The organism is Pectobacterium sp. HCp5_1 (genome assembly GCF_032905925.1).
GTDB lineage: Bacteria > Pseudomonadota > Gammaproteobacteria > Enterobacterales > Enterobacteriaceae > Pectobacterium > Pectobacterium brasiliense_A.
Genome location: NZ_JAUMIO010000025.1, coordinates 45345 through 60445, shown reverse-complemented (window position 1 = coordinate 60445; position 15101 = coordinate 45345). Strand labels below are relative to the sequence as shown.

Sequence of the window (15101 nt, the reverse complement as noted above, 5' to 3'; positions counted from 1 at the left end):
TGATGCCTTTCGCCAGTTCGGCAGCGAGTGCCTTAAGTTTCTTTTCGTCCATAATTTGCCTGTCTCCTCAGTTGGAGTGAACATATCAAAAACAGGCAATTACACAATTTTAATTACAGGCTCTCCAAACATAACGGTAGCCTGCATATTTCTCACTTAGTGTTAATGTCTTCAGGCTATTATTGAATAAAATTAAACTTACCATCTCAGAAACCCAATAATATTTAGATTTACTTGATGCTACAGTGAATTCGCTTCAACAAATAAGGGAATACTATGCCCGTCAGACCCATTATGCGGCTTACACGCAGCGATCTTGCTGACCTCAATGCGTTCAGAGCCGTAGAACGCGCCCGCAGCTTTACTCAAGCCGCAGTTGATTTAGGGGTCACGACATCGGCACTCAGCCATTCTGTACGTAATCTGGAAACACGATTGGGTGTTCGCCTGCTAAATAGAACCAGCCGCACAGTTTCCCCTACTGATGCAGGAGCCGTTTTAGCCAAAAAACTAAACATCGGTTTTGCGGAGATAAGCAGTGCGCTTGATGAAATTAACGCACTCCGTGATCGGCCCGCTGGGCGCATTCGCCTCAATGTACTGAGTGACGGGGCCAGGCTGATTGTAGGCCCACATCTCCCCGAATTTCTCAAGCGATACCCAGAAGTTGAAGTGGATGTCACCGTTGATGACCGTATGGTCGACATAGTAGCGGCTGGCTTTGATGCTGGAATTCGTTATGGCGGCACAGTCCCTGAAGATTTCGTTGCCATCAAATTGGGTCAGGAGTTGAAGTGGGTAGCCGTTGCCTCACCACGCTATCTTTATCATCACCCAGAACCGATGATGCCAGAAGATCTGCTGTCACACTCGTGCATCCAAATCAGAACTGGACAGGGTGTGATTTATAAATGGGAATTTCGTAACGGAGATCGCTATCGCGAGATTGATGTCCCTGGGCAAGTCTGCGTCGGTGAAACCATTATGGGAATTGAGCTGGCTCTTGCGGGCGCAGGAATAACGTATTGCCTCGAGAAGCGTGTAGAAAACTATCTCCGAAGCGGTGAACTTCGCGTCGTCTTGCCTGAATGGTCCCCAATTGGGCCTGCCATGTATTTATACTACCCAGGATACCGCACCGTTCCACAAGGACTACGTGAATTCATTGACGTACTTCGGGAAGGAATGAACACGTAAAAATACCGTCAATCTGACAACTGGCTATTTATCAGCAAGTACGTTGAGAATTATTCAATAAAACATCCGACGCCGCTAAACAATACCACCAGATTTATCGGTTAGAGTCTCTTGGCCTTCAACTATCCACCGCTTTACCGCCAATCTTGGCAAAGCGAAAGGTGATAGTGCCAACCTGATTCAGTTGAAAGACGATCGTTCCAGCTCGGAACCGTCACCTTTCTGCTGACTGCCAGAAATTGAGATGTCAAATGCCGAATTCAACAACCCACCCCACGCTGAATTTTAATGAACACACAGAGGGAGAAAACAAAGAGAAGATCTGTCCTCCTTACGGGCTTTTTCCTGCCATGCTTGCTCTTGGCGCTGGAGGCCTCTTTATAGGAACCGGTGAGTTTGCGCCGATGAGCCTGCTTCCAGAACTGGCAGCAGGAACCGATGTATCCATCCCTGTCGCAGGTGCCTATATCAGCACTTATGCCATCGGCGTTGTCGTCGGTGCGCCAGCTCTCGCAATTTTCGCTGCACGCTGGCCCCGAAAAAAACTACTCATCGCATTATTGATCATCGCGCTATTTGGGTACGCTTTCAGCGCAATGGCGTGGGGTTATTCTTCTCTTCTTACTGCCCGTTTTATCTCTGGTATTCCACACGGTGCGTGGTACGGAGTGGCTGCACTCGTCGCAGCCTCAATGTCACCGCCACATAAACAGGCTCGCTATATCGGCTATGTTATGCTCGGACTGGCTGTTGCAAACGTCTTGGGTGTCCCGATTACCACCTGGATTGGCCATGAACTTGGCTGGAGAGTGTCATTCACAACGGTAGCATTAGGAATTGTCATCACCGGCCTCATGGTTGTTCTTTTTGTGCCCTTCGTCCCAGCCGATAAAGATGCCTCACCACTTAAAGAACTCAGCGCGTTACGCAATCCCCAAGTGATGATGACGTTTGCTGTCGCCTCTGTCAGTTTCGCCGGCATACTTGCCGTTTATAGCTTCATCACACCAATCTTGACCGAAGTAAGTGGATTCTCACTCTCAGCCACTCCATGGATTCTCGCACTCTGGGGATTCGGTATGGTGACAGGCAATGTCATTGGCAGTTGGCTGGCGGATAAAGCTCTCATTCCTTCGCTCTATGGCATGCTGCTCTGGAATGTTATTTTTCTTGTGTTATTCACCCTATTTGCTGAATGGAAAACAGCCACGCTCACCATTTTTTTCCTACTAGGAAACGGTTGTGCGCTTGTGCCTGCACTCCAGTCCCATATGATGAATATCGCGGGTGAAGCCAGAACGCTTGCTTCCTCGCTCACACATAGCGCATTCAATATTTCTAATGCGCTAGGCGCGGCCTTTGGGGCAATGGCCGTCGCGGCCAGTGGTTCCTGGCTATCCGCGGGCTGGATCGGGGCACTTTTCTCTTTGTTAGCCCTGATGCTCATGTATTTCTCGCTTCGCGTTGCTGGCAAGAATGACGCTGACTAAACCGATAAGTACGGTTCATCGCTTTTAAACAAAAAGGCCAAGACATTGTTGTCCTGGCCTTTATCGTTGAATCGACAAGCGATAAGTCGCACAGCTTTTAGACTATCAACGCATCGTCACAAACTCTTCTGACGCAGTCGGGTGGATAGCAACAGTGTTGTCGAAGTCTTTCTTGGTTGCGCCCATTTTGACCGCAACCGCGAAGCCTTGCAGCATTTCGTCCATACCAAAACCGATGCCATGGATGCCGACGATTTTTTCTTCTTTGCCCACGCAGACCAGCTTCATACGGCACGGCTGGCGGTGCTGGGTGACGGCGGTGTACATCGCGGTGAAGGCAGATTTATACACTTTCACCTGATCGTCGCCGTACTGCTCACGCGCCTGAGGTTCGGTCAGCCCAACGGTGCCAATCGGCGGGTGGCTGAAGACGACGGTCGGGATGTTGCTGTAATCCAGATGCTCGTCCGGCTTGTTATTAAACAGACGTTCGGACAAACGACGCCCTGCGGCGACAGCAACCGGCGTTAGCTCGACGGCACCGGTGTTATCACCTACGGCATAAATACCAGGAACGTTGGTGTTCTGGAATTTATCGACGTTGATGTAGCCTTTGTCGTTCAGCTCTACACCGGTGACGCTCAGGTTCAGGTTATCCGTCGCGGGTTCACGACCAACCGCCCAAATCAGGCAATCGACAGTTTGTGACTGACCGTTTTCCAGCTCCAGCGTCAGGCTGCCATCGGCATTCTTCACAATCGCTTTCGGGATCGATTCGGTATGCAGCGTCGGCCCTTCGGTGTTCATCACTTCCACCAGCGTATCGACAATCAGCGGATCGAAGCTGCGCAGCGGCGCGTGTTTGCGTACAAACAGGTGAGTTTCAGACCCCAGTCCGTTTAGCACGCCGGCAATCTCTACCGCGATATAACCAGCACCAACGATAGCAGTACGCTTCGGCAACGCATCCAGTTCAAAGAAGCCGTCAGAATCGATACCGTATTCCGCACCGGGAATAGCAGGGTGAACCGGACGACCGCCGGTCGCGATCAGGATATGGTCAGCCGTAATTTTCTCGCCGTTCACTTCCACCGTGTGCGCATCGACAAAGCGGGCAAAACCGTGGATGACATCGACCTTATTCTTGCCCAGCACGTTATCGTACGACTGGTGGATACGATCGATATAGGCGCTACGGTTCTTAACCAGCGTGCCCCAGTTAAACTGGTTTACCGTGGTATCGAACCCATAATCCGGCCCGTACTGATGGATCGCTTCGGCAATCTGCGCCGCATGCCACATCACTTTCTTCGGCACACAGCCGACGTTGACGCAGGTGCCGCCCAGATATTTTGCTTCGATCAACGCACATTTTTGTCCATACATCGCCGCGCGGTTAATAGACGCGATACCGCCGCTGCCGCCGCCAATAGCAAGGTAGTCATAGTGTTTGGTCATCAGTGTATCCATGCTTAAGTGAATAAAATTTGCCTAGAGTGTAACGCCAGAGCCATACGCCGAATAAAGGTTATGCCTATGGTTGCGATAGGAAAAACCAACCGGGTCACCCACCGCAACGGTGCGCATTACTCCGGTACGATTTGCTCCACCAGCGTATGTCCGGTGCCTTCTGGTACCAGTACGCTATGCAGCCACGGCAGCACGCTCTTCATCTGAGATGCCAGCTTCCACGGCGGGTTAATTACAATCATGCCAGACGCCGTCATGCCGTAGCGATCGCTGTCCGGCAGCACCGCCAGCTCAATTTGCAGAATGTTGCGAATGCCCGTAGCTTCCAGCTCTTTCAGCATGCGTTTGATGTGCTGGCGCAGCACCACTGGATACCACAGCGCAAAGACGCCGGTAGCAAAGCGCTTATGCCCTTCCTGAATGCCTTTCACCACGGCCTGATAGTCCGTCTTCAGCTCATACGGTGGGTCGATCAGTACAAAACCGCGACGGGAAAGCGGCGGCAGCTGTGATTTCAACTGCTGGTAGCCATCGTCACGCAGCACTTTGGTACGCGAATCCTTCTGGAATTCATTGCGCAGCAATGGGAAATCGCTGGGGTGCAGTTCGGTCAGGTGGAGTTTGTCCTGTTCGCGCAGCAACTGGCGCGCAATCAGCGGGGAACCGGGGTAATAGCGCAGTTGGCCATTGTGGTTATAGGTGCGCACGGCCTGCATGTAAGGTTCAAGTTCAGCCGGAATGTCGTCACGCTGCCAGATTTTCGCGATGCCATCCAGATACTCGCCTGTGCGCTCGGCGTGTTCGCCGCTGAGCTGATAGCGACCGGCACCCGCGTGGGTATCCAGATACAGGAAAGGTTTCTCTTTCTCTTTCAGGGCAGTGATGATCAGGCTCTGAACGGTGTGTTTCAGCACGTCGGCGTGATTGCCGGCATGGAAACTGTGGCGGTAACTTAGCATGCTTGCTTTCCGGTGAAGTTTTTATAAATAACGTCGATTAGCTGACAGTATATACTCTAAATAATTCAAGTTTCAGGCAGGCGGCAAGAGAAGGAATCCCGATGAGCTTACTTAAGTAAGTGATTCGGGTGAGTGAACGCCGCCAACGTACATGCAACTTGAAGTATGACGAGTATAACCGCCTGTGGCGGAAAATATCCCGTCAAACGCTCCCCTCTGCGAGCCGCCCCGCAAACCAGCCATTTTTATCGTCTTAAATCAGTAAATTGAGAAACATGGCCGTTTTTCATTCGATTGAAAACTACCGATATTCAGGCACATAAAGTACGATCGCACGCTAACCATGATGGAATTGGACGTTATTCTGATGGAACCTGAATATCAGCGCTGGCTGATGGCGCTTTCAGCCCCGATGGTCGCACTCAACATCAAGTATGGTGCCCGCTTCTGCGAGCCGACCTTCTATGAGCCCGGTGAACCCGTCAGTCTGAGCAACAGCTGGGGCATCACTTCCCGCGAAGGCCTGATCTCAATGATTAACGATATGACAGACGGCGGCCACGCCGAGCGTCTGGCGTATTACTATCACCTTTGGCACCACCTGACGGCATCCGAATGGCAGCACTACTGCACCAATCAATCTGAAGACGTACAGGGTGCACTCGCGCTGGTGAGCGAAACGGCCGCGCTATGCGGTGAAGGCGGGATCCGCGCCTGGGATCTGGGGCGCATGAGTTTCCTGAGCCGCATCGGATTACTCAACGGCTGGATTAGCGAAAAAGAGAACCTGTGGATTCACACCCGGCTAGCCGACAGGGCGCGTTACTATTACCGCAGTTGGGAGAATTATTACGCGGCGTTCTTAATCGGCCGCACTTACTGGCTCACTCTGGATGAAGAAGACCCTGAGTGCCAGCGCTACATTTTCAGCAACGCTAGCCAAAATCCTGACTACATTGACCAGATCGGCACGCTCTATACTCACCCGGACTGCCCGATTCATGACCTCGACTGGGATGTTGATCCGATAGAAATGGATAAGCCCGAGTCCTTACCAGAAGCGGAAATATAATGGACACACAATGCTGGCAGCGACTAGGCATTGAGCCGACTCAGGATCTGGATGTTATCCGTCAGGCTTATCGTCAGAAAGTACCGCAGTTTCACCCGGAAACCGACCCCGAGGGCTTTAAACAGCTGCGCGACGCGTACGACACCGCCTGTAAGCTGGCGAAAAATCCCGTACTGTCGGGTGAAGAAGAGCAGACCCCTGCCGAACCACAAAACGCCTCCTCGGCAACCGAGAAGGCCTCCGCTGAGCAAGCAGAAGCGCTGGTTAACGCGTTTGAGCAGTTGTTAAGCAACCCAGCCGAACGTTTCGTTCCGCTGTGCTGGGAGCGCTACATTCAGCTGTTGAATCAGCAGGATTTCGAGGTGATCGATCGCATTCGCTGGCCGCTGCTTCAGCGCCTGATGCGTGAGTCTTGTATCTCAATTCTCTGTGTCCGCGTGCTGGCCGAACGCCTGCGCTGGCAACAGCGGCAAGGGGAGCTGTCCGGCGACGGGGTGGAAGATGTCCGCCACTTCCTCGACTCGCTCGGCTATGAGGATCTGTTTGATTTTTCCCTGCTATCGCACCTGAACCTGCCCGCACAGTTGGAAACTATCTTCTATTTCCAGCAGGCCAACGGCATGTACTGGAATCGGCCGGCATTTATGTTGGCCACGCTGCTGCGCACCCCGACCGCAATTTATTGGCCCGACAGCCCGTCGCTGATGCAAAAGCTCGTGCGCTGGCACAGCCACGCCGGTGTACCCAACGCCATCCTGCGCGATTACTGCCTGCAACAGTTGGATGCGACCCCGAACGACGCGGAATGGCTCGAACTCAGCGCCAGCCTCTGTTCGCTTACCGGAGAAAACGAGCAGGCCTTCACGCTGTGGCTGACGCTTTATCAGCAAACCCGCCATGCACAGGCGGAACAATGGCTGATTAACTGGTGCAAACAGCATCAGCCGGATACGCTTCCCTTACTGATTCAGTCGTTCAACTATACGCCAGCGCCAGACCTGACAGGGTTAGCGCTGGACGATCCGCGCCAGCGTTTCTTCATTTCCCAGCACAACACCCAAATGCTGATACGTTGGGGAGAAGCGCTGAAACTGTCGCTGTCGCCTATGGCAGAAAGCTATGCCCGTTGGAAGCTGGGCAAACAGGATTTGCAGGACATCTACCGACATCTGCTGCTACACAGCGGGGAGGCGATTCAGGATCGCCTGTATTGGCACGCCAGCATGTTAACCGTGGGTAATGAACGCCTGTTGCAGGACATTCTGGCGCAGCCGTTGCCCGAGGAACCGCTGTATGCGTTGATTTTACAGGGATTACAGTTTCAGGCGACACAGCGCCTATCCTGGCTGCACACTTCCGGCGCGATTCACACCTTCACGGAATGGCTGTATTCGCCGTCAGAAGAAACGTTGCCCAGCGTGTTCACTAACCAGAAATCGTCCGCCTGGCTACAAGCGCAAACCTGGCTGCGACAATGGCGTCCGCTGTCGCTGAATCAGTTGAACAAGCTGTATAGCAGCGGCATACATACGGAAGAAATCGACCCGATCAACGATTGTCTGGTCGAGCTGTCCGCACGCTACCAGTGCGATGTGTCTCTGGTGCCGCAAGGGGCAGAGAAACCGCAGGATCTCAGCGCTAAAGAGGAACTGAGACAGGCTATTCTGATCGCATTAATGATGACCGATCCAACCTCTTGTCTGGGTTTACCGCGTCAATCGGTGCTGCCCGAACTGGCCTTAACCCACCCTGCACATTCGCTCTCTCAGCTCTTCCGCAAGGCGGAATGCCACGATGGTGATGCGGTAACGCCGTTGAAAAAACAGCTGGAACTCACCGATCCGCTGCACTATCACTGCTGGATGAACTTCCCCGCGTCTATTGAGGAATATCTCGGCAGCAGGGAGACTTACAGCGAGTCCGCTGCAGGCCATTTTTATCTTACCGATGAGCATTGGCAGACGGAACTGGCAAAATCGCCCATCATCTACCAGATCTTTTTCCACGCGTTTTATGCCCTTGTGGGAGAGGAAGAACAGGCCGGGCAACACCTTGAGCGGCTGGCTGCTATTCCCGTAGAAAGGGAACAGGAAGATGCGATCCGCACTGCCTTTACCGAAGGGTCGGATGAACTGGAGAAACAGCTAAAACAGCTCTCCGACGACAAACGGGTCACGCTCATCGGCAAGCTGATTCAGAACTGTGCGAAGGATGACACGTCCTTATTCGATAACAGCGATCAGGAATTTCTAACCGAGCATCTGTCCTATCCGCACGAAGACGTTACGCTGAGATTGGTGTCGAAAGTGCTGCTGCAATGTGCCGATCGGCGCGAACGTCAGTTCCAGGCATCACAGGCTAAAAAGAGCTACTGGTGGCAACTGTGGCGCACAAACGCTCGCATCGGCCGTCTCGGTTTTCTGATGCAGGCCGGGTTGGGAAGCTATTTTCTCTATCGCGCGAGTGACTGGGTCGGGTCACCACCGGCGTTTATTGAAGGGCTACTGATGGTGCTCATCGTACTCAATCTGCTGAGTGCGACGCGTCGACGCTATAACGATATCGGTTCCAATATGCCGTGGGTGATGAGTTTCTTCACCCTACTCATACCGCTGTTTCTGCTGCTCCCCTTGCTGACACCGAGCCTTAACCGCTGGAACCAATTCGGGCCGCCTCCGGCTGGCAAGAAAGCCGAAACGGACACCCAGCCTAGCTGACGACAGTGAATCGGGCGGCGTAGCAATGATACGCCGCCCAAATATCAACGAGAGAATTCATCCAGATATTGCTCAATACGCTGCCGCGTTTCGTCAATCGCCGGAGCGTATTGCCCCGCCAGCACCTGTTCAAAATCCCGCAGCCAGAAGCCAATCTGTTCCCGCTCTTCCAGACGCGTCTGCGCCCAGGCTTTTTCCAGCCGCGCCAGCAGGTTGCGGTTCATGAGGTTATCTCTTGGGTGGATCTTCAGCGCTTGCAGTTTCTGATGACTTTTCTGCTGCTGCTCGGCACTCAGGCCGGTCGGACTGCGATCGATCACTTTCGTGAAGTTATCGCCGCTGTCCGGCAGATTAACATCCACTTCCAGCAGCCCATTGATGTCATAACTGAAACGTACTTCAATGGATTGCTTATACGATTTCGCTTTTATCGGCATGGTGAATTCATCGATAAACACGTTGTTATCGACGTAAGGGCTTTCCCCCTGATAGATCGCGATGCAGATATTGTCTTGTCCGGCGGAGCCCGTGGAAAACGTCTCGACCCGCGAGGTCGGCACCACCGTATTGCGCTCCAGTATCGGGGAAAACAGACCGCTTTGTTTGTCGTTGGCGGTTTTAATCCCGAGGGTGTACGGGCAAACGTCCGTCAGGATCACTTCTTCGATATCCTGCTCACGCAACCGACAGGCGGCCTGCACCGCCGCGCCTTTGGCAACCACGGTATCGGCATCCAGATGCTGATAAGGTAATTTGCCAAACAGCCTGACCACCAGCTTCTGGATAACCGACATCTTTGATGCTCCGCCGACCAGCACCACATGGTCTAGCTGCTCCGGTTTCAGGCGGGCATCGTGCAGCGCCTGTTCTATCGGCGCGCGAATGCGGTTCATCAACGGCAGCCAAGCGGCTTCGATTTCTTCATTATCCAGTACGATGCGCCATTCTTCATCGCGCCAGTGCCATACCAGTTCATTCGATTGAGAAGGAAAGCCGGGCTGACATTTCAGCGCTTCTGCATGACTGTAAAGACGTGCCAGATCCGTCGCAGGAATCTCCGCACCCTCAAGCTCCCACGCTTTCAGACAGGTTTTCACCATCGCCTGCGTGAAGTCTTCTCCACCCAGATAGTTGTCGCCCGCCGAGCTGTGTACTTCGATTAGCGGAAACGCGTATTCCAACACGCTGACGTCAAAAGTGCCGCCGCCTAAATCGAAGACCAGCGTACGCCCCAGCTCCTGCGTATGTAAGCCGTAAGCCATAGAGGCAGCGGTGGGTTCATTGATTAAGCGAACCGCATTCAGATCGGCCAGTTCCGCCGCAAAACGCGTCTGCTTACGCTGTTCATCGCTGAAATAGGCTGGCACGGAGATCACCACATCCTTAATGGGGTGCCCGAGGTAACTTTCCGCATCGGCTTTGAGCGATTTCAACACCATGGCCGACAGTTCGGCGGGAGAGAACGTTTTGTCCCCGAGCCGGAAGGCTTTCTTGCTCCCCATGTAGCGTTTAAACAGCGACGCCGACACCTGCGGGTGCGTGGTCAAACGGGAAATCGCGGGTTTACCGACCAGAATGCTACCGTCTTCATCAATACTGACGGCCGAGGGCGTGAAGTTATCATTCAGCGCATTCGGTATCAGGCGGGCCTCGCCATGTTGCCAAACGCTAATCAGGCTGTTCGTCGTGCCCAGATCGATACCAATCGCCAGAGAAACGTCTTGCGGGTGCGTCATGCTGTTATTCCTTATTTAACCATTCCGTACACTACCTATTCCCAGAGTGCCCATCAGGCGCAGATCAATAGCCCGTTCGGCGAGCAGGGCAACAGTATATACATCTTGATCGGGAAAAGACCGCGCACGACGGATTCAGGAATATTTTTCAACAGATCTGGTGAGTGATAAATAAGCGTTATATTATTTACTATATAACGATCATTCACGGAGCATTATCATGGGAAACCATTTTGAGCGGGGCGTCCTCGCGGGGCTGAGATCGGCCAACCCAAAATCCACCAACGACATTAATCCCTACTGCTACGACTATCGGCGCGGCTATATCTGTGGCTATGCTCACAATTTGGCTGAAACCAAAGGCGACCGCCAGCAGGCCGCCTTCGAGGCAGGGTTGTTGTCACGCCGCTACGGGCTGGAGCGGGAGAGAGTCGCAGAGTTCTTTACCGAACAAGGCAACCCGTACGCGATTCGGTTTTTTTATGCAGGCTATGATGCAAACCTCCCCCGCTAGTTTCCCGTAACGCACCGTGGATGGGGAGTGTGATGATGAGTGGCAACCCATGTGCTCGCCCTTCCCCGCCGTGCCAGACGTCAAGCGGTTGATCATCAAACCTCAACCAGAGATAGTAGGCCTCCAGGCCTTTTCTTGAGGTGGCGACGATCAAAAGCAACATGGCACGGCTGAATGATGACTCATCTTTCTGTGATGAAGAGGACTATCTGGCGCAACTGCGGCATGAACGCTACCTGTTTCGCTGGTGCTTAATCACGTATGGCGCCATCCCCGCTGACGCCGCCACCGCAAAAGCCGCCGATCTGTATGGTTATCAACCTCCGGGTACACCGAACCGCGGCTTAATCCTGCATGATGAGGCGTGGCACTGGGCCATGTTGGATATGTTCGGTGAACAATACTGGCTGCATAAACCGGAGTACCTTACACCCTCACCGCGCTATATCGAGGAGAGCCATGTTTTCACGCTCAGCAACTCCCATTCTTTTTCATAGCAAAGCATAAATAGGAACAGACCGTGACGATGACGCATATCAGTATCGACGGCAGTGAAATAACAGACTGGCCTTCTTTTTATCAGGTATTCTCCGATGCTTTTGGTTTCCCGGCATTTTTTGGTCACAGCATGGATGCTTGGATCGATTGCATGACCAACCTTGATGAAGAATTCAACCGGGTTCAGATTAAACAGGGCGAGTTGGTGTGCATTAACATTGAACAGGCGGCGGTTTTTAAAGCCAAAAGTCCTAAGCAATATCAGGAATTGATTGAATGTGCCGCCTTTGTTAACTGGCGCAGGTTGGAAATTGGCGAGCCGCCGATACTGATCTTAGCGTTTAATGCGTAGGCCACACCGCTTGCTGATATCTTCTGGGGCGACACATTAACCACTGATATCTCCTTTCATGACGCGCACGTAATCCACCATTGATTTTCACGGCGCTTGACCTCATCTTAGTAATTAATCCGCAGTAGATATCCGCCTTGCCGGCCTTTATTCAACAGATTCCACTTACCGGCAACGAGATCACCCACAATTATCAGGACGGCACCATGACGAATCCATTACTGACCTCATTTACCCTGCCCCCGTTCTCCAGTATCAAAACGGAAGATATTGTCCCAGCGGTGAAGTCCGCACTGGATGAATGCCGCGAGACGGTAGAGCGTGTGGTGGCGCAAGCGGGGCCGTTTACATGGGATAATCTGTGCCAGCCGCTGGCAGACAGCGACGATCGTCTTGGCCGCATATTCTCCCCCATCAGCCACCTGAACGCGGTAAAGAACAGCCCGGAGCTGCGTGCGGTTTATGAAGAATGTCTGCCGCTGCTGTCCGAACACAGCACCTGGGTCGGCCAACATGCTGGACTCTATCAGGCCTATCGCAGCCTGCGCGACGGCGAGCACTACACCGCACTGAGCCTGGCGCAGAAGAAATCCGTTGATAACGCGCTGCGCGATTTTGAGCTGTCTGGTATCGGTCTGTCGCCAGAAAAACAGAAACGCTATGGTGAAATTTCCGCTCGCCTGTCCGAACTTGGCTCGCAGTACAGCAACAACGTGCTGGATGCCACGATGGGCTGGAGCAAGCTGATTACCGACGTCGCCGAGCTGGATGGCATGCCGGAAAGCGCGCTGGCAGCGGCCAAAGCGCAGGCTGAAGCCAAAGAACAAGACGGCTGGCTGCTGACGCTGGATATCCCAAGCTACCTGCCGGTGATGACCTACTGCACCAATCAGGCGCTGCGTGAAGAGATGTACCGTGCCTTCGGCACGCGCGCCTCCGATCAGGGACCGAACGCAGGCAAATGGGACAACAGTGAGGTGATGGCAGAAGAGCTGGCGCTGCGTCACGAACTGGCACAGCTACTGGGCTTCGACAGCTACGCGCACAAATCGCTGGCGACCAAAATGGCAGAAAACCCACAGCAGGTACTCGATTTCCTGACCGACCTGGCGAAACGCGCCCGTCCACAGGCGGAAGAAGAACTCGCGCAGCTGCGTGCCTTCGCCAAAGAACACTACGGCGTAGAGGAATTGCAGGCCTGGGATATCACCTACTACAGCGAACAGCAGAAGCAGCATCGATATTCCATCAGCGACGAGCAGCTTCGTCCGTACTTCCCAGAAGAACGCGCGGTGAACGGCCTGTTCGAAGTGGTTAAACGCATCTACGGCATCACCGCAAAAGAGCGTAAAGACGTCGATGTCTGGCACCCGGACGTTCGCTTCTTCGATCTGTTCGATGAAAGCGGTGAACTGCGTGGCAGCTTCTACCTCGATTTATATGCCCGTGAACACAAGCGCGGCGGAGCCTGGATGGACGACTGCGCGGGTAAACTGCGTAAAGGAAACGGCGAACTGCAAAAACCGGTCGCCTATCTGGTCTGTAACTTCAACCGTCCGGTCAACGGCAAACCAGCGCTGTTTACTCACGACGAAGTCACTACGCTGTTCCACGAATTTGGTCACGGCCTGCACCACATGCTGACCCAGATCGATACCGCCGGTGTTGCGGGCATCAACGGTGTACCGTGGGATGCGGTCGAGCTGCCAAGTCAGTTTATGGAAAACTGGTGCTGGGAACCGGAAGCGCTGGCCTTTATCTCCGGCCACCACGAAACCGGTGAACCGCTGCCGCAGGAACTGCTGGATAAAATGCTGGCGGCGAAGAACTATCAGGCTGCACTGTTCATTCTGCGCCAGCTGGAATTCGGCCTGTTCGATTTCCGCCTGCATGCCGAGTTTGATCCTGCGAAAGGCGCACAGATTCTGCCGACGTTGGCCGAAATCAAAGCGCAGGTGGCCGTGGTACCAAGCCCTAGTTGGGGCCGCTTCCCGCACGCGTTCAGCCACATCTTCGCGGGCGGCTATGCCGCAGGCTATTACAGCTATCTGTGGGCCGACGTGCTGGCAGCCGATGCCTATTCCCGCTTCGAGGAAGAAGGGATCTTCAACCGTGAAACCGGCCAGTCTTTCCTGGATAACATCTTGACCCGCGGCGGTTCCGAAGAGCCAATGGAGCTGTTCAAACGCTTCCGTGGCCGTGAACCGCAGTTAGACGCCATGCTCGCGCATTACGGCATCAAAGGATGAGCATCTGCTTAATCGCAGAGGAAGGCGCCGATAGTGGCGCCTTATCTTCTCTGGCCGCACGCTGGGGGCTGGTTTCCGATCCCGATGCGGTCATGGCGCTGGTGCTAACAGCCGAACGTTTGGAGCTGCGTAAACAGGACGAACCAAAGCTTGGCGCTATTTTCGTGGATTTCGTTGGTGGGGCGATGGCGCACCGTCGCCGCTTTGGCGGTGGACGCGGTGAAGCTGTAGCCAAAGCCGTCGGTATCAAAAAAGACTACCTGCCGGATGTCGTGGATGCGACGGCCGGACTGGGGCGCGATGCCTTCGTGCTGGCCGCATTAGGCTGTCGGGTACGCATGGTGGAACGCAATCCGGTGGTTGCGGCGCTGCTGGACGACGGGTTGCAGCGTGGCTATCGGGACGCAGAAATTGGCCCGTGGCTACGAGAGCGACTGACGCTGCTGCACGCGTCGAGCATGACCGCGCTGCACGATATCACACCGCCGCCTGATGTGGTTTATCTCGATCCGATGTTCCCGCATAAACAAAAGAGCGCGCTGGTGAAGAAAGAAATGCGGGTATTTCAGTCGCTGGTGGGTGCGGATGACGATGCCGATGCGCTGCTGGAACCCGCCCGCGCACTGGCGAAAAAACGCGTCGTGGTGAAGCGACCAGACTATGCGCCGCCGCTGGCTGGCATACCGGCACAGTCTATGCTGGAAACCAAAAGCCACCGCTTCGATTTCTATCTTCCCGCCTGAACAATCTCGTCGCCGCGACGCTAAGCGTATCGGCGACTAAAAACTTAGCCTGCTTCGCATTTCCTACGCTGCTTTTGCAAAGTCTGTGGCACTAATGAGAAGCA

12 protein-coding genes are annotated in these 15101 nt (G+C 53.8%); 9 read left to right on the top strand and 3 right to left on the bottom strand.

Annotated features, from left to right (window positions below; genetic code table 11):
- The first annotated feature begins 276 nt into the window (after positions 1 to 276).
- Together Q3A88_RS16395 and Q3A88_RS16390 are read left to right on the top strand one after the other, a co-directional pair.
- Positions 277 to 1197 (top strand): LysR family transcriptional regulator, encoded by a 921-nt coding sequence (locus tag Q3A88_RS16395; protein ID WP_110163159.1) that lies wholly within the window; start codon positions 277 to 279, stop codon positions 1195 to 1197.
- 251 nt (positions 1198 to 1448) lie between these two features.
- On the top strand, positions 1449 to 2687 hold the full coding sequence (locus Q3A88_RS16390; protein WP_110163160.1) for an MFS transporter: 1239 nt from the start codon (positions 1449 to 1451) through the stop codon (positions 2685 to 2687).
- Between the two features lie 105 nt (positions 2688 to 2792).
- Here Q3A88_RS16390 and gorA read toward each other — a convergent pair whose 3' ends face one another.
- Together gorA and Q3A88_RS16380 are read right to left on the bottom strand one after the other, a co-directional pair.
- Positions 2793 to 4145: a glutathione-disulfide reductase gene (gene gorA / locus Q3A88_RS16385; RefSeq protein WP_010281708.1), complete on the bottom strand. Its 1353-nt coding sequence runs from the start codon at positions 4143 to 4145 to the stop codon at positions 2793 to 2795.
- Positions 4146 to 4273: 128 nt separating this feature from the next.
- Positions 4274 to 5116, bottom strand: a complete 843-nt coding sequence (locus tag Q3A88_RS16380; protein ID WP_010281707.1) for a 23S rRNA (adenine(2030)-N(6))-methyltransferase RlmJ — start codon at positions 5114 to 5116, stop codon at positions 4274 to 4276.
- Between the two features lie 343 nt (positions 5117 to 5459).
- Here Q3A88_RS16380 and Q3A88_RS16375 point away from each other — a divergent pair, with 343 nt between their 5' ends.
- Entirely contained in the window at positions 5460 to 6188 is a 729-nt protein-coding gene (locus tag Q3A88_RS16375; protein ID WP_317178297.1) for a DUF1266 domain-containing protein, read from the top strand.
- On the top strand, positions 6188 to 8905 hold the full coding sequence (locus Q3A88_RS16370) for a J domain-containing protein (protein WP_317178296.1): 2718 nt from the start codon (positions 6188 to 6190) through the stop codon (positions 8903 to 8905). The genes Q3A88_RS16375 and Q3A88_RS16370 overlap by 1 nt, the downstream gene beginning before the upstream one ends.
- A gap of 44 nt (positions 8906 to 8949) precedes the next feature.
- Here the strand turns inward: Q3A88_RS16370 and Q3A88_RS16365 are convergent, their stop codons facing one another.
- Complete coding sequence (locus Q3A88_RS16365; protein ID WP_317178295.1) at positions 8950 to 10641, bottom strand: molecular chaperone HscC; 1692 nt, start codon at positions 10639 to 10641, stop codon at positions 8950 to 8952.
- Positions 10642 to 10861: 220 nt separating this feature from the next.
- On the opposite strand from Q3A88_RS16365, the gene Q3A88_RS16360 reads away from it, so the two are divergent.
- The 5 genes from Q3A88_RS16360 to rsmJ all read left to right on the top strand — a co-directional run bounded on the left by Q3A88_RS16360 (position 10862) and on the right by rsmJ (position 14997).
- Positions 10862 to 11155 carry a DUF2623 domain-containing protein gene (locus tag Q3A88_RS16360; RefSeq protein WP_039463533.1) on the top strand — a complete coding sequence of 98 codons (294 nt, stop codon included), beginning with the start codon at positions 10862 to 10864 and terminating at the stop codon, positions 11153 to 11155.
- Positions 11156 to 11295: 140 nt separating this feature from the next.
- Positions 11296 to 11652, top strand: a complete 357-nt coding sequence (locus Q3A88_RS16355) for a hypothetical protein (protein ID WP_205531131.1) — start codon at positions 11296 to 11298, stop codon at positions 11650 to 11652.
- A gap of 29 nt (positions 11653 to 11681) precedes the next feature.
- A complete protein-coding gene (locus Q3A88_RS16350) occupies positions 11682 to 12005 on the top strand; it encodes a barstar family protein (protein WP_240343358.1) in 324 nt (107 codons plus the stop codon).
- 206 nt (positions 12006 to 12211) lie between these two features.
- A complete protein-coding gene (prlC, locus tag Q3A88_RS16345) occupies positions 12212 to 14254 on the top strand; it encodes an oligopeptidase A (protein WP_317178294.1) in 2043 nt (680 codons plus the stop codon).
- On the top strand, positions 14251 to 14997 hold the full coding sequence (gene rsmJ / locus Q3A88_RS16340) for a 16S rRNA (guanine(1516)-N(2))-methyltransferase RsmJ (protein WP_317178293.1): 747 nt from the start codon (positions 14251 to 14253) through the stop codon (positions 14995 to 14997). Before prlC ends, rsmJ begins: the two co-directional genes overlap by 4 nt.
- The last annotated feature ends 104 nt before the right edge of the window (positions 14998 to 15101 follow it).

What these genes read in the sequence shown, in the direction of transcription:
- Q3A88_RS16395 (WP_110163159.1), top strand. Translation starts at nt 277, where the DNA reads ATGCCCGTCAGACCCATTATGCGGCTTACACGCAGCGATCTTGCTGAC.
- Q3A88_RS16390 (WP_110163160.1), top strand. Translation starts at nt 1,449, where the DNA reads ATGCCGAATTCAACAACCCACCCCACGCTGAATTTTAATGAACACACA.
- gorA (WP_010281708.1), bottom strand. Translation starts at nt 4,145, where the DNA reads ATGACCAAACACTATGACTACCTTGCTATTGGCGGCGGCAGCGGCGGT.
- Q3A88_RS16380 (WP_010281707.1), bottom strand. Translation starts at nt 5,116, where the DNA reads ATGCTAAGTTACCGCCACAGTTTCCATGCCGGCAATCACGCCGACGTG.
- Q3A88_RS16375 (WP_317178297.1), top strand. Translation starts at nt 5,460, where the DNA reads ATGATGGAATTGGACGTTATTCTGATGGAACCTGAATATCAGCGCTGG.
- Q3A88_RS16370 (WP_317178296.1), top strand. Translation starts at nt 6,188, where the DNA reads ATGGACACACAATGCTGGCAGCGACTAGGCATTGAGCCGACTCAGGAT.
- Q3A88_RS16365 (WP_317178295.1), bottom strand. Translation starts at nt 10,641, where the DNA reads ATGACGCACCCGCAAGACGTTTCTCTGGCGATTGGTATCGATCTGGGC.
- Q3A88_RS16360 (WP_039463533.1), top strand. Translation starts at nt 10,862, where the DNA reads ATGGGAAACCATTTTGAGCGGGGCGTCCTCGCGGGGCTGAGATCGGCC.
- Q3A88_RS16350 (WP_240343358.1), top strand. Translation starts at nt 11,682, where the DNA reads ATGACGCATATCAGTATCGACGGCAGTGAAATAACAGACTGGCCTTCT.
- prlC (WP_317178294.1), top strand. Translation starts at nt 12,212, where the DNA reads ATGACGAATCCATTACTGACCTCATTTACCCTGCCCCCGTTCTCCAGT.
- rsmJ (WP_317178293.1), top strand. Translation starts at nt 14,251, where the DNA reads ATGAGCATCTGCTTAATCGCAGAGGAAGGCGCCGATAGTGGCGCCTTA.